This is a genomic window from Streptomyces katrae (assembly GCF_002028425.1).
GTDB classification, from domain to species: domain Bacteria; phylum Actinomycetota; class Actinomycetes; order Streptomycetales; family Streptomycetaceae; genus Streptomyces; species Streptomyces katrae_A.
Map to the genome: position 1 here is coordinate 7,044,709 of NZ_CP020042.1, position 13,049 is coordinate 7,057,757.

The window sequence follows — 13,049 nt, forward strand, 5'->3', positions numbered from 1 at the left end:
CCGCCCGAGTACGAGCCCGAAATTCCCTGCCGCCGCAGGGGGAGAAGAGAGCGAATGAACCCCGAGCGCACCCTGCTGCTCGTCGGTGGAACCGACGAGACCGTGCAGAAGGCCCACGACCTGGGGCTGAACGTGCTGCTCCTTCAGCACCCGACCAAGGTGAGCGAGCTGCAGAACCGCCTCGCCGCGGCCGTGGAGGTCGTCGACTTCACCGAGTGGTCCCTGGTCGAGCCCCTGGTGCGGGCCTGGCACGAGAGCCCCGGCTTCGCCGCGGCCGTCTCCCTCACCGAGCCGGGACTGGAGAACGCGGGCCGGATCAACGACCTCTACGGGCTCGGGGGCACCGGCTACGAGGTCACCGCCCGCATCCGGGACAAGGCCGCCATGCGCCGCTACGTCGCCGAGCACGACCCGGACCACGCGGTGGGCGCCCGCTCCCTGAAGACCCGTGAGGACCTGGACGCCTTCGGCGCCTCCTACGGCTTCCCCTTCATCGTCAAGCCCGTCGACGCCACCGCGAGCATCGGCGTCATGCGGGTGGCGGGCCCCGAGGACGCCGACCGGGTCTGGGACGAGGTCACCCGGCTCTCCGGCACCCGCACCGACCGGGTCTCCTCCCTCTTCGTCCTCAAGGACTTCCTCATGGAGGAGTTCCTCGACGGCCCCGAGTTCAGCGTCGAGTCCTTCAGCTTCGCCGGCCGCCACGTGATCGTCACCATCACCGAGAAGTTCACCTCGGACGGCCACTTCGCCGAGCTGGGCCACGCGGTCCCGGCCCGGCTCTCCGAGGCCGACGACGCGGCGATACGCGAGGGCATACGCGGCTTCCTCGACGTGATGGGCATGCGCGACGGCGTCTGCCACACCGAGGTCCGCCTCACCGCCAAGGGCCCGCGCGTCATCGAGGGCCACAACCGCATCGGCGGCGACTCCATCCCCGAACTGGTGCGCAGCGCCTTCGGCGTCGACCTGGTCACCCTCGCCGTCGGCCACCCCTTCGGCCTGGTCGAGGAGCTGCCCGACCGGCCGCAGGCGCACGGCGGCGCCGCCGTGCGCGCCCTGGTCGGCACCCCGGGCACCACCGTGGAGTCCGTCGCCGGCCTGGACGAGGCCCGCGCCGCCGAGGGGGTCATCTCCGTCACCGTCGGCGCCAAGCCCGGCGACGGCGTGCGCGTGCTCACCGACAACTGGGACCGGCTCGGCCTGATCGCCGTCGCCGCCGAGGACACCACGGCGGCGATCCGCCGCGGCGCCGAGGTGATCCGCGAGCACATCCGCATCACCCTGGCCCACCCCGACGGCGCCACCGTCCTCGCGCAGCCCTCCGAGATCGCCCCCCGCGAGAACCTGCTGATCATCCACCGCAACCCGCTGGAGCCGTTCCCGTACCGATCCTGGCTCCCGGACCACACCGGCGACATCGTGGTCCTCGCCAACCGCGAGAAGATCGAGCTCGCCGGCGAGAGGGTCCCCGACGGCAACCTCGGCTACACCCGCCTGGAGATCCACGAGGACTTCGACGCCCCGGAGTTCGAGGCCCGCGCCCTCGAACTCATGGCGGAGCACCGCATCACCGGCGTGGCCGCCCTGCACGAGGGCGACATGGACCTCGCCGCCCGGCTGCGCCAGCGCCTCGGGCTGCGCGGCCCCTGGAAGGACGACGTCAAGCCCTTCCGCGACAAGGCGCTGATGAAGACCCGCGCCCAGGCCTCGGGCATCGAGGTCGCCGCCTGGGTCCAGCCCCGCACCGCCGACGAGGCCCGCACCTTCGCCGAAGCCGAGGGCTTCCCCCTGGTCTTCAAGGAGCGCAGCGGCTTCAACGCGATCGGCCTGCGCATCCTCCACGACGAGGCCTCCTTCGAGGAGACCCTGGGCGAGGTGTACGCGGCGGGCGAGCGCGACGACGTCCTGCTGGAGGGCTTCGTCCCGGGCCGCATGTGCCACGTCGACGGCGTGGTGCGCGACGGCCGCGTCGCGATGGCCTGGCCCTCGCAGTACCAGTACGACCTGTCCTCCTTCGCCTCCGACCCCGGCCCGCGCATCGACCTCACCCTCGACGAGGACGACCCGGTCACCCCGCGCCTGCTCGACCTCGCCGAGCGGGTCCTGGCCGCCCTGGCCCCCGAGGGTTCCCGGCTGCGCGACCACGCCTTCCACATGGAGGTCTTCCTCACCCCCGACGACCGTCTGGTGCTGTGCGAGATCGCCTGCCGCCCCGGCGGCGCCAAGATCCGCGAGGTCTTCCACAGCCTGTTCGGGGTGCACATCGGCGAGTACGCCGTCCGCGCCGAGGCCGGTCACCCGCTCCACGAGGCCGTACGCAAGGGCGACGACCCGGCCGGGCTGCCGAGGCCCCGCCACATGGCGGGCCAGCTGCTGATGATGAAGCGGTCCGGTCTGGTGCGCGAGCTGCCCGCGGTCCCCGACGAGCCCTGGCTCGACGGGTTCTGGCTCTACGCCGAGGAGGGCCAGGTCATCGCCCCGGCCTCCGGCTCCTCCGACTTCCTGGCCGCCGCCGTCGGCAACGCGCCCAACCGCACGGAGTGCGAGCGCCGGCTGCGCGAGCTCGGCGAGTGGGTGCGCGAACACAGCGTGATCGGGGACGCGTCATGACGGGGGGCCGCCTGTCGGCGAAGACGCGCTACATGCTGGGCATGGTCGTCGACGCCACCGGCGCCGGCATGTACCTGCCACTGTCGCTGCTGTACTTCCACCACGTGACGGGGCTGCCGCTGACCCAGGTGGGCACCCTGATGACGGCCGCCGCCGTGATCGGCCTGATCAGCAACCCGGCGGCGGGCGTCCTCATCGACCGGTTCGGCGCCAAGGCCGTCGTCACCGGCGGGTACCTGCTGCGGGCCGCCGGCTTCTGCACCTACCCGCTGGTGGACAACGGCTACACGATGTTCTGCGTGATCCTGCTGGTGGCCCTGGGCGACACCTCGTTCCCGCCGGCCATCCAGTCGTTCATCGCCGAGTTCGTCAAGGGCACGGAGCGGGACAAGCTGCTCGCCGCGCAGCGCAGCCTGCGCAACGCCGGCCTGGGCGTGGGCGGTCTGATCGCGGGCGGGGTCCTGGCCCTGGGAAGCGACGCGTTCTACTACGTGATCGTGTTCTGCACCGCGGCCGGATACGTGCTGGCGGCCGTCTGCTTCGGGTCCATCCCGATCCCGCGGACGGCCCCCGGCGCGGCGGCCACCCGGGTCTCCCGCAAGGGCGGCTACCGGCTGGTGGCGCGCAACCGGCCCTTCCTGGCCCTGACCCTGCTCAACGTGCCGACCGCGTTCGGCTACACGGTGCTCGCCGTCGGCATCCCGGCGTACGTCACCCAGGACCTGGGGGCGTCCACCTCGCTGGTCGGTGTCCTGTACGCCGTCAACACGGTCGGGATCGCGCTGTTGCAGATCCCGGTCACCCGGGCGCTCGTCGCCTTCCGCCGCTCCCGTGCGGTGGCCCTGGGCGCGGCCGTGTTCGCGGCCTCGTTCGTGGTCTTCGCCACCCTCGCCGCGGTGGGCGACAACTCCGTCATCCTGGTCGGCATCTTCGCCGCGACGGTCCTGTTCACGGCGGGCGAGCTGCTGCACGGCGCCACGGCCTCGGCGCTGTGCGCGCAGGCCGCGCCCGAGGAGACGCGGGGCCGCCACCTGGCCGTCTACCAGCTCTCCTGGGCGGTGCCCAGCGCGCTGGCCCCGGCCGTCCTCACGGCCCTGCTCACCCTGTCGCCGACGGCGATGTGGCTGGTCCTCGCGGTGGGCGCGACGGTCTCGGCCCTGGGCGTGCTGCGCCTGGAGCCCAGGCTGCCGCGGGAGGCGGTCTACCCGGCCCCGAAGCCGGTGCAGAGCGCCCCGGCCGAGCCGGCGCGGGCGCAGCCGGCCTGAGGCCGCCGTCGTACCCGGTCAGCCCCCTGCCGGACCGCGTTCCCGCGGCCCGGCAGGGGGCTGTGGCGTTCCCGGCGGCGGAGCCGCTCAGGAGGGGAGGCCGGTGGGCAGGGGGTTCTCCGTCGGCAGGCCGGTCCCGGAGGGCGTCGCGCTGCCGCTGGGGGCCGGGGCCGCGGAGGGCGTCAGGGTGCCGGCGGGCGTCCCGGAGGGCTCCGGGGTGGTGCTGGCCGTGCCGCCCGGCGGGGCGCCCGTCAGGATCTCCACCGCGCCGGTGTCGAGCGAGTAGTAGCCGCCGACCACCGCCAGGGAGCCCTTGCGGACCAGGGGAGCGAGGTCGGCATTGGCGCGCAGCTCGTCGGCGGTCAGCCGGACCTGGGCGCGGACCATCCGGTCCACCGGGTCAGGGCCGCCCTCCCTGACCGCCTGTTCGTACGCCGGACGCAGGGCCTTGGCGATCGCCTCCAGGTTCCCCGGCAGGGGCTTCCCGTCGCGTGCCGACTTGTACGCGGCGTCGATCGCCCCGCAGCGCTGGTGGCCGAGTACGAGGACCAGCGGGGTGGCGGAGGTCATCGGCCCGTACTCCACGGAGCCCGTGACCACCGGGCCGACGGCCTGCCCGCCGGTGCGCAGGACGTAGATGTCACCGAGCCCGGTGTCGAACAGCAGCTCCGGCGCCACCCGGGAGTCGATGCAGGACAGGACCACCGCGAACGGCGTCTGGCTCTGGGCCACCAGCTGACGGCGCGTCGGGTCCCGGTCGGGGTGCTGGAGGTTGCCGTCCACCCACCGCTTGTTGCCCTCCATCAGCCGTGCATAGGCCGCGGCCGGCGTGCTCGCCGTGGGGTTGGGTGCGGCGGGCTCGGGGCGGCCCCTGACACCGCCGGACGGGGTGGTGGCCGTCGCCGTGCAGGCCGAGAGCGTGCCCACGGCGAACGCCGCCAGCCCGCCGGCCAGCAGGGCCGTGCGGCGCGGCAGTCCTGCGCTGTCCATCGCTGTCCCTCCGGGGTCGCCGAACGGGCCCCTGTACGGGGGCCCAGGCGACTATCGGACGGGGCGCGGGCGTGGCGGCCGCAGGCGCGAGGGGGAGCGGCCGGGTTTCGCACCGTCGGCCCACACCCGGGAAGGCGCGGTCAGGAGCCGGGTACGGGGCGCGCCGTCACGGACTGGGAGGGGGCCTGGTGCCCGCCCGTGGCCAGCATGCGGACCTCGCCCCGGTCGCTGATCTCCGCGCGGACGATGCCCGTGGCGTCGGCGTACACCGGGTGCCCGCCGGGCCCGGTCGCCTCGGTGCGGTCCACGACCACGGTGTCCTCGCCCGTCCCGGCGCCGCCGGGGAACGTCAGCTCGTAGCGTCCCGTGCTCATGTCTCCATCGTGGGCCGCCCCCGCCCGGCCCGCCTTCCGGCTTTGCCCCCTCTTTGCCGGGCCCGGCGGCACGCCCTACACGGGCGCCGTGCAGATCACGTCGTACGGGCGCCCGATCGAGAGGGTCAGCTCCATCGGCTCGCTGGTGCCCGCCGGGCACTGCTCCTTCTCCTTGACCAGGTCGAGCACCTTGAAGGCGTCGTGCCCGGCGGTCGCGCAGGCCACCTCCTGCGCGGAGGAGGAGACGCAGTCGCCCTTCACGAGCTGCCCGCCGCCGGCCCCCGCGTCCCCGGGGTGGTCGCCGGAGAGGTTGCGGCCGCAGACGGTGTGGGTGGGGATCCCGCCGCCCTTGGACCCGTCCTTGGAGGACCCGTACGACACGGACACCCGGATCATCAGGTCCGTCCCGGCCGGGCACTGGACCGAGCCGGGGAGGATCCCGGCCGAGGTGACCTCCAGCGCCTTGAAGGTGGCGCCGGGGTCGTCGCAGCCCAGCGCCCGGTAGCCGTCCGGCGTCTGCTTGGGGTCGGGGCCGCCGCAGTCGCCGGCCTGCCACGACCCGCTCCTGTCCTTCGACGAGGAGGACGCCCCGGACGCCCCGCCCTTCCCGTCGCACGCGGTCACGAGCGCGAGGCTCAGTCCGAGCACCGCCACGAGGCCGGCCCGCCGTACGGCGGTGCTGCGGGTACTGCCCAGCTGGAACATGGTTCTCCCTATCGCTTCGGTGCGTCCGCCGCCGCCGGACGGTAGGCGAAGCGGTCGGCGGCGCGGCGCCCCCGCTGCTCCAGCGGCAGCACCCCCGTGGCCGCCGCCAGCCCGAAGGGCGGCATGTCGAAGTAGATCGCCTCGTACGAGCCCTGGGGCACGACGTACGTCTCGTGCCAGAGGCCCACGTGCCGGCGCATCTTCCCGGCCCGGTCCTTGCGGTTGACGGCCGCCCACATCCGGTGGTGCAGCGCGTCCGGCGCCGCCGCGTAGGCGTAGAGCTTCTCCTTGGACTCCCAGTACTGGACCACGTAGTACGTGCGCGGCGAGGCCGTCAGCAGCACGTGGTTCAGCAGTCCGCGGGCCCGGTCCCTCTTCAGCTCGCGCAGCATCCGCGGCATGCCGGTGAACACGGGCAGCCAGGAGTGCACGGCCCAGAAGCGGTTGATGCGCATCCCGATGAGCAGGACCACGGCGTCACCCTCGAGGGCTGCCGTGGCGCGGCCCGGAACCGGCTTGGCGAACACGGGGCCTCCGGATGTCTGGGGTTGGATAGCGTCGCTGTCCAACACGGCCTGATGAGATAGTGACGCTATCCGAGGAAAGGCGCAAGGGATGCGGCTGTCAGAGCTGAGCGAGCGCAGTGGCGTCTCCACCGCGACCATCAAGTACTACCTGCGCGAAGGCCTGTTGCCGCCCGGCAGACGGATCAGCGCCACCACCGCCGAATACGAGGAGGCCCACCTGCGCCGGCTGCGCCTGGTCCGCACCCTGCTCCAGGTCGGCGGGCTCTCGGTGGCGGCGGCGCGGGAGGTGCTCAAGCACGTGGACGACGACTCCCTGGGCCGCACGATCCGCCTGGGCGCGGCCCATTGGGCGCTGCCGCACCCGTCCGCGCCGGACGCCGGGGAGGAGGACGAGGCCCTGGCCACGGCGCGGCGGGAGGTGGACCGGCTGCTGGACGACGTGGGCTGGGAGAGCGCCCGTGAACTGGCCCCCCTCAACCCCGACCACAGGTCTCTGGTCGAGGCCGTCGCCTCGCTGATCAGGCTGGGCTATCCGTGGGACGCGGAGATGATGACCCCCTACGCCCGGATGATGCACCAGGTCGCCGTCCACGACCTGGACTTCACGGAGACCTACCCCTCCGACACCGAGCAGGTGGAGGCGGCCGTCGCCGCCACCATCCTCCTCGAACCGATCCTCCGGGCCATGCACCGCATCGCCCAGCAGGAGGAGACGGTCCGCCGCTACGGGATCACCTGAGGGGAGCCGGGCCCGGAGCCCGGCCGCTGCCTGGCTACTCGAAGCGGGAGGTGTCGCCCGCACCCCTGCGGACGATCTCGGCCTCCCCGCTGGAGAAGTCGATGACGGTGGTCGGCCGGGTCCCGCAGTCCCCGGAGTCCACCACGGCGTCCACCACGTGGTCGAGCCGCTCCTTGATCTCCCAGCCCTGGGTCATCGGCTCGTCCTCGCCGGGCAGCAGCAGGGTGCTGGAGAGCAGCGGCTCACCCAGTTCCTCCAGCAGCGCCTGGGTCACCAGGTGCTCGGGGATCCGCACACCGACCGTCTTCTTCTTCGGGTGCTGCAACTGGCGCGGCACCTCCGAGGTGGCCTTGAGGATGAAGGTGTAGGGACCCGGGGTCGAGGCCTTGATCGCGCGGAACACGTCGTTGTCCACGTGCACGAACTGCCCCAGCTGCGCGAAGTTCTGGCACACGAGCGTGAAGTGGTGCTTGTCGTCGAGCTCGCGGATCTGCCGGATCCGCGCCAGGCCCTCCCGGTTGCCCAGCTGGCAGCCCAGCGCGAAACAGGAGTCCGTGGGATATGCGATGAGCGCGCCGGAGCGGATGCTGTCGGCCACGCCGCTGATGGTGCGCCGCTGAGGATTCTCGGGGTGCACGTCGAAGTACTTCGCCATCCGCCGAGCCTACGGGACGGGGACGGGGCCGTTCCGCTCCACCCGCCCCTGCTCCGTCCGGGTTCACTTGCGGTGCCCGTTCGGCCGCAGGACCGAGCGTACGATCATCGGTCCGGCTTCCGGTCGCTTTGATGCTGCCATCCGGCACGCACGACAACTGGGAGGGCCGCGTGGCTATGTCGCGGACGAAGGCGTGGACCACGACGGCCGCGGTGACGGGGGCCCTGCTCGCCGTCGCCGCCGCACCCGGCCGCACCCCGGACGCCGACGCCCCGCGGGACACCGGCGCGCCCGCCGCGCGGGACGCGGCCGTCACCCTCGTGGTCGGACGGGCCCTGGACGCCCGGGCCCTGGACCGCGGCCCCGCCCCCGCCGCCCGCTGGTGCGCCGCCCCCGCCTTCGCGAGCGGGCCGTGCGGCACGTGGCGGGAGCAGCGGGTACGGGCCACCGCCCACGGCACCGCGGACCTCCTGTGGAACCCGGCCCTCGGCAGCACCGGCACGCTCCCCACCGCCGCCGGCGGCCCGCTGGAGATCGCCCTCGCCCACGCCGAGGCGGGCCGCCTCACCGACGTGACCGTGCACGACGGACACGGCCGCCTGCTCGCCGGGGAGGTCGCCCCGGACAGCGGTCGCTGGCACAACACCGAGCCCCTGCGCGCGGGGGAGGCCTACACCGTCCGGGTCGGGGCCCAGGACGGCGAGGGCCGCCCCGTCGGCGTGACCCTCGCCTTCCGCACCGCCCGCCCCGCCACCGAAGGGGGCCGCCTCACCGCCGAGTTCGGCCCCCGCCCCGGCACGTACGGGGCCGGGGAGATCGTCACCGCCGAACTCAGCCACCCCGTGCCCGCCGGCGCCCCCGAGCTCCGCGCCCGTGTGGAACAGGCCCTCCAGGTCACCTCCGAACCCCACGTCGAGGGCGCCTGGCACTGGGTCGACGACGCGACCCTGCACTTCCGGCCCCGCACCTACTGGCCCGCCCACACCGTCGTCCGCGTCCGCAGCGGACTCGACGGCGTCGCACTCGGCGACCTGGGATACGGGGGCCCCTCCGAGCCCCTGGAGTTCACCGTCGCCGACCGGATCGAGGCCGTCACGGACTCCGCCGCCCACGAGATGACCGTGCGCCGCAACGGCCGCGTCATCCGCACCATCCCGGTCACCACCGGCAAGGCCGGCTTCCTCACCCGCAGCGGCATCAAGGTCGTCCTCGGCAAGGAGGCCAAGGTCCGCATGCGCGGCGACACCGTGGGGATCCAGAAGGGCACCAAGGAGTTCTACGACCTGCCCGTCCTCTACGCGACCCGGGTCACCTGGAGCGGCGAGTACGTGCACGCCGCGCCCTGGTCGGTCGAGGCGCAGGGGGCGGAGAACGTCAGCCACGGCTGCACCGGCATGTCCACCGAGGACGCCGCCTGGTTCTACGAGACCGTCCGCGAGGGGGACATCGTCGAGGTGGTCAACAGCGGCGGCGACCGGATGTCCCCCTTCGACAACGGCTTCGGCGACTGGAACGTGGACTGGCGGACCTGGCTGGCCGGCAGCGCCCTGGCCCCCGCCTCCGCCCACCCCGCCCCCCGCATGGACGCCGCCGCCTCCCGGCTCGACCCGACGACATGACCCCACCCCCCTCGGCCCCCGGACGCCGCCGGCGTCAGACCGTCTTGACCATCCCGCCGTCGACGACGTAGTCGGCGCCCGTGACGTTGCCGGCGACGCCGGACAGCAGGAAGACCACGACCGAGGCCACCTCGTGCGCCTCGGTCATCCGGCCGGTGGTGAGGCCGAAGTCCGCCGGGAGGCGCTCCAGGAGGACGGAGTGCGCGACCCCGGCCGCCTCGGCCACGAGCCCGCCGAAGTTCTCGGGGTCCTCCCAGATCGCGGTGCGGGTCGGACCGGGGGAGACGGTGTTGACGCGCACCCCCCGGGGCCCGAACTCCTCGGCGAGCGACTTGGTCACCGCGCCCAGTGCCGCCTTGGCCGCGCTGTAGGCGACCGGGCCGGTCGCGGGCAGGCGGGAACAGACGGAGGAGACGTTGACGACGGCGCCCCGGCGTTCGACGAGTCCCGGCAGGACGGCGCGGGTCAGCCGCACCGCGCTCATCAGGTTGAGGTCCAGGTACCGGGCCCACTGGGCGTCGTCGCTGTCCAGGAAGCCGGTGAGGCCGCCCTCCGGGTCGCCTCCGCCCACGTTGTTCACGAGCAGGTCGACGCCGCCCAGTTCGGCGTGCGCGGCCTCCGCGAGGGCGGCCACGCCGGCGGCGGTGCCGAGGTCGGCGGCGACCCCGAGGGCACCGGAGGCGGCGAGTTCCGGCGTGACCGTACGGGCGGCGCCGACGACGCGCACCCCCTCCTCCACCAGCAGCCGCACCGTGGCGAGGCCTATGCCGCGGCTCGCGCCGGTGACGACGGCGGTCTTGTCGTGCAGTCCGAGCTTCATGGGTTCCCCAGTTCTTGAGCTACAGGTACAAAACATGGGCATGCCGGAGACCGCCCCGTGCGGGGCGGGCGGGACGGGGTGTCAGAGCGAGTCGACGGTGGCCTCGACCACCAGGCAGAGGCGCTCGGGCCCCTCGGCGACGCGCGCCAGCAGCCGCAGCCCGACGGCCGTGCTCAGCAGCATGCTCCCCACGGCGCGGGCGTCGCGGTCCGGCGAGATCTCCCCGGAGCGCCGGCCCTCCTCGACCAGCGCCCGCAGGGCCTCCTCCGTACGGTCGAACATCCGCCGCACCAGCTCGGAGGCCACTTCGTCGGCCCCTGCCAGCTCCGCGGCGGTGTTGACCGCCATGCAGCCGCGCCGGTCCGGATCGGTGAGGTCCATCTCGACGAGCATGCGCAGGGCGGCGCGCAGCCGCTCCTTCACGGGGCCGTCCCCGCCCAGCAGTTCGATCACCGCCAGTGCCTGGCTGTCGCGGTAGCGCCGCAGGGCCAGCTCGAACAGGGCGTGCTTGCTGCCGAAGGCGTGGTAGAGGCTCCCCTTGCCGATGCCGAGCGCGTCGACCAGGTCCTGCGGGGTGGTGGCGGCGTAACCCTGCCGCCAGAACACCTGCATGGCCTGCTCGACGGCGGCTTCAGGATCGAACTGCTTCGGCCTTCCCATGATCGTGATTCAACACCATTGTGTACTCCTGGGTCAACTACGGGCCCTGGGCGGCGTCTCCGCCCCCCTGCCCTCCTGCGCGCCGAGGGTCAGCAGCACCAGGGCGTCCGTCCAGCCCAGCGGCACGACGGCCTTCGGCAGGCCCTGGGCGTCCACCGTCTCCGGGAGTTCGCCCAGCAGGTTCCGCTGGGCCACCACCCAGTCGAGCACCGCGCCGCCCTTGGCGCGTTCGCCCGAGGCGGTCCAGGCCAGGGCGAAGAACGAGGTGCTCGCCGTCCAGGTGATGTTCCCCCACGGGGTGCCGGGGTCGGGGTCGCTGCCCGGCACCAGCCCGCCGTTGGGGCGCCGCAGCTCCCGGTAGGTGTCGTCGAGGGCCCGGGGCAGGTCCGCGGGCGCCGTGTTGAACGGGGGCGCCATGAACGCCGCCGCGCTGTCGCGCCCGTGCAGCCCGTCGGCCGTACGCCCGTAGCCGAGCGGCGCGAACCGCTTCGCGATACCCGCCTCCAGCCGGCCGGCGGCCTGCGCCCAGCGCCCGGCGTCCGCGTCCCGGCCCAGTTCCCGGGCGAGGCCGGCGGCGGCGTTCAGCCCGGCCAGCAGCGGGGCGGCGGTACCGATGTTCGCGGTCGTGGTGGGCAGTTCCCAGTAGTCGGGGGAAGCGGGCGGCAGCCCCTGCGCGTCCAGCGAGCCGGCGGTGAAGTCGGCCGCCTTCGCCAGCGCCGGGTACAGCGCCCGCAGCCGCTCGGCCCGGCCCGCCGCGGGCGCCGTCCGGTACCACTGCCAGGCCGCCCAGGGGACCCAGCCGTTGGCGTCCAGCTGCCACGGCCGGGAGTCGGGCGGCCCCGACCCGTCGAGGCGGGTCCGGGCCTCCCAGGTGCCGTCCGGCCGCTGGGTCGCGGCGTTGTAGCGCAGGATCCGGTACGCCTCCTCGGCATGGCCCGTGTGCGCGAACGCGGCCGCGGCGAAGGCCGAGTCCCGCGGCCAGGAGAAGTCCCAGAACGGGTACCAGGCCGCGGCGAAGGCCCCGTTGGGCCGCAGCAGCGCCCGCATCGACAGCAGCGCCCGCTCGGCGGCCTCGCGCCGGGCCCCCGCAGCGCCCGGGACCGTCCCCGAGGCCAGCCAGCGCCGGGACTCGGCGATCTGCGCCAGGGCCCCCGGGTCGTCCGCGGCGACGACCCGCGACTTCGACGCGCCCGCCGGCAGGTAGCGCCACCGCCCGGACGGCAGCTCCAGCACGTTGCTGCCCGGCACGTAACGGGCGCCGACGGCGAAGGCCGGATCGACCGCCTCCACCGCCCCGCCCCCGTCGGCGAGCAGCCCCGCCGTACGGGCGGGCTTCAGGGAGGCGGGGACGTAACAGGGCTCCACCTCCCCGCACCGCTCCGGCCCCGACGGGTTCACGTAGAACGCGAACCGCCCCCCGCTCTCCCGCCAGCCGCCCTCGTCGTACCGGGAACCGGGGGCTCCCGCCGTGTCCCCGCGCGTGCCGTACCAGACCACCGGCTTGCCGTCGGCCGTCGTCGCCTGGGCGAACAGCCAGTAGCGGGTGCCCGGCCGCACGGAGGCCGACAGCGCCACCTCCACCCAGCCCGCGCCGGGCCCGCCCAGCGAAGCCAGGTCGACGGCGGCGTCCGCGACCGCGGACCCCGGGTCGTCCCGGACGGTCCGGACCTGCACCCGCACCCGTCCGGCCGCCGCCGAGCTGTTCAGGTACAGGCTCACCCGGTCCAGCCGGCCGGCCGCGGTGGTGAACTCCTGGGCCCCGGCGTTCCCGGCCCCGCCGATCCCGGCCAGGGCCGCCGCGTGCCCGGCCTGCCGGTCCGGCGCCGCCCGCCGGGCCTGGGCGGGGGGCCCGCCCGTAGCGGCCCTGGCAGTCGCGACGACCGCGCCGTCCGCCGCGTGCAGCAGTGTCGTGAGCAGGGCGGTGGCCGCCAGAACGGAACCGGATCGCATCATCACGAAATTGCCTCCACAGTGACGAACCGTCAAAAAGCCTGGCAGGGCGCGTGGACGGCGCTATTCATCCAATATCCCCGGCCCGGGCGACACGTTGGTCCCGTATGCGCACACCACGCCCGGGACACT

Annotated in this window: 12 protein-coding genes; 4 read left to right on the forward strand and 8 right to left on the reverse strand. The window is 74.1% G+C overall.

Going from position 1 to position 13,049, the window contains the following annotated elements; all coding sequences use genetic code 11:
- Nucleotides 1-54 precede the first annotated feature (54 nt).
- The gene (locus B4U46_RS39470) at nt 55-2,613 is read left to right on the forward strand and encodes an ATP-grasp domain-containing protein (RefSeq protein WP_237293200.1); all 2,559 of its coding nucleotides are present in this window, start codon (nt 55-57) and stop codon (nt 2,611-2,613) included.
- A complete protein-coding gene (locus tag B4U46_RS31945) occupies nt 2,610-3,878 on the forward strand; it encodes an MFS transporter (protein WP_079431081.1) in 1,269 nt (422 codons plus the stop codon). Before B4U46_RS39470 ends, B4U46_RS31945 begins: the two co-directional genes overlap by 4 nt.
- 87 nt (nt 3,879-3,965) lie before the next feature.
- Here B4U46_RS31945 and B4U46_RS31950 read toward each other — a convergent pair whose 3' ends face one another.
- From B4U46_RS31950 to B4U46_RS31965, 4 genes are all read right to left on the reverse strand, one after another.
- On the reverse strand, nt 3,966-4,868 hold the full coding sequence (locus B4U46_RS31950) for a carbonic anhydrase (RefSeq protein ID WP_185117141.1): 903 nt from the start codon (nt 4,866-4,868) through the stop codon (nt 3,966-3,968).
- Between the two features lie 140 nt (nt 4,869-5,008).
- Nucleotides 5,009-5,242, reverse strand: a complete 234-nt coding sequence (locus B4U46_RS31955; RefSeq protein ID WP_079431082.1) for a DUF6296 family protein — start codon at nt 5,240-5,242, stop codon at nt 5,009-5,011.
- Nucleotides 5,243-5,317: 75 nt separating this feature from the next.
- Nucleotides 5,318-5,947, reverse strand: a complete 630-nt coding sequence (locus B4U46_RS31960) for a hypothetical protein (RefSeq protein WP_079431083.1) — start codon at nt 5,945-5,947, stop codon at nt 5,318-5,320.
- Nucleotides 5,948-5,955: 8 nt separating this feature from the next.
- The gene (locus tag B4U46_RS31965) at nt 5,956-6,474 is read right to left on the reverse strand and encodes a DUF4188 domain-containing protein (RefSeq protein WP_079431084.1); all 519 of its coding nucleotides are present in this window, start codon (nt 6,472-6,474) and stop codon (nt 5,956-5,958) included.
- A gap of 88 nt (nt 6,475-6,562) precedes the next feature.
- On the opposite strand from B4U46_RS31965, the gene B4U46_RS31970 reads away from it, so the two are divergent.
- Nucleotides 6,563-7,213 carry a MerR family transcriptional regulator gene (locus B4U46_RS31970; protein ID WP_079431085.1) on the forward strand — a complete coding sequence of 217 codons (651 nt, stop codon included), beginning with the start codon at nt 6,563-6,565 and terminating at the stop codon, nt 7,211-7,213.
- Nucleotides 7,214-7,247: 34 nt separating this feature from the next.
- On the opposite strand, the gene B4U46_RS31975 is transcribed toward B4U46_RS31970, so the two are convergent.
- Entirely contained in the window at nt 7,248-7,868 is a 621-nt protein-coding gene (locus B4U46_RS31975) for an L-threonylcarbamoyladenylate synthase (protein WP_079431086.1), read from the reverse strand.
- A 176-nt stretch (nt 7,869-8,044) separates the two neighbouring features.
- On the opposite strand from B4U46_RS31975, the gene B4U46_RS31980 reads away from it, so the two are divergent.
- The gene (locus B4U46_RS31980) at nt 8,045-9,487 is read left to right on the forward strand and encodes a L,D-transpeptidase (RefSeq protein ID WP_107438363.1); all 1,443 of its coding nucleotides are present in this window, start codon (nt 8,045-8,047) and stop codon (nt 9,485-9,487) included.
- A 34-nt stretch (nt 9,488-9,521) separates the two neighbouring features.
- Here B4U46_RS31980 and B4U46_RS31985 read toward each other — a convergent pair whose 3' ends face one another.
- The 3 genes from B4U46_RS31985 to B4U46_RS31995 all read right to left on the reverse strand — a co-directional run bounded on the left by B4U46_RS31985 (nt 9,522) and on the right by B4U46_RS31995 (nt 12,920).
- Complete coding sequence (locus tag B4U46_RS31985; RefSeq protein ID WP_079431087.1) at nt 9,522-10,307, reverse strand: oxidoreductase; 786 nt, start codon at nt 10,305-10,307, stop codon at nt 9,522-9,524.
- Nucleotides 10,308-10,388: 81 nt separating this feature from the next.
- Nucleotides 10,389-10,967 carry a TetR/AcrR family transcriptional regulator gene (locus B4U46_RS31990; RefSeq protein ID WP_079431088.1) on the reverse strand — a complete coding sequence of 193 codons (579 nt, stop codon included), beginning with the start codon at nt 10,965-10,967 and terminating at the stop codon, nt 10,389-10,391.
- 33 nt (nt 10,968-11,000) lie between these two features.
- Entirely contained in the window at nt 11,001-12,920 is a 1,920-nt protein-coding gene (locus B4U46_RS31995; RefSeq protein ID WP_079431089.1) for a choice-of-anchor R domain-containing protein, read from the reverse strand.
- Nucleotides 12,921-13,049: the final 129 nt, after the last annotated feature.

Excerpts from the sequence above, each read along its gene's own strand:
- B4U46_RS31960 (WP_079431083.1), bottom strand. The coding sequence starts at position 5,947 with ATGTTCCAGCTGGGCAGTACCCGCAGCACCGCCGTACGGCGGGCCGGC.
- B4U46_RS31970 (WP_079431085.1), top strand. The coding sequence starts at position 6,563 with ATGCGGCTGTCAGAGCTGAGCGAGCGCAGTGGCGTCTCCACCGCGACC.
- B4U46_RS31945 (WP_079431081.1), top strand. The coding sequence starts at position 2,610 with ATGACGGGGGGCCGCCTGTCGGCGAAGACGCGCTACATGCTGGGCATG.
- B4U46_RS31985 (WP_079431087.1), bottom strand. The coding sequence starts at position 10,307 with ATGAAGCTCGGACTGCACGACAAGACCGCCGTCGTCACCGGCGCGAGC.
- B4U46_RS31990 (WP_079431088.1), bottom strand. The coding sequence starts at position 10,967 with ATGGGAAGGCCGAAGCAGTTCGATCCTGAAGCCGCCGTCGAGCAGGCC.
- B4U46_RS31980 (WP_107438363.1), top strand. The coding sequence starts at position 8,045 with ATGTCGCGGACGAAGGCGTGGACCACGACGGCCGCGGTGACGGGGGCC.
- B4U46_RS31950 (WP_185117141.1), bottom strand. The coding sequence starts at position 4,868 with ATGGACAGCGCAGGACTGCCGCGCCGCACGGCCCTGCTGGCCGGCGGG.
- B4U46_RS31995 (WP_079431089.1), bottom strand. The coding sequence starts at position 12,920 with ATGATGCGATCCGGTTCCGTTCTGGCGGCCACCGCCCTGCTCACGACA.
- B4U46_RS31955 (WP_079431082.1), bottom strand. The coding sequence starts at position 5,242 with ATGAGCACGGGACGCTACGAGCTGACGTTCCCCGGCGGCGCCGGGACG.
- B4U46_RS39470 (WP_237293200.1), top strand. The coding sequence starts at position 55 with ATGAACCCCGAGCGCACCCTGCTGCTCGTCGGTGGAACCGACGAGACC.
- B4U46_RS31975 (WP_079431086.1), bottom strand. The coding sequence starts at position 7,868 with ATGGCGAAGTACTTCGACGTGCACCCCGAGAATCCTCAGCGGCGCACC.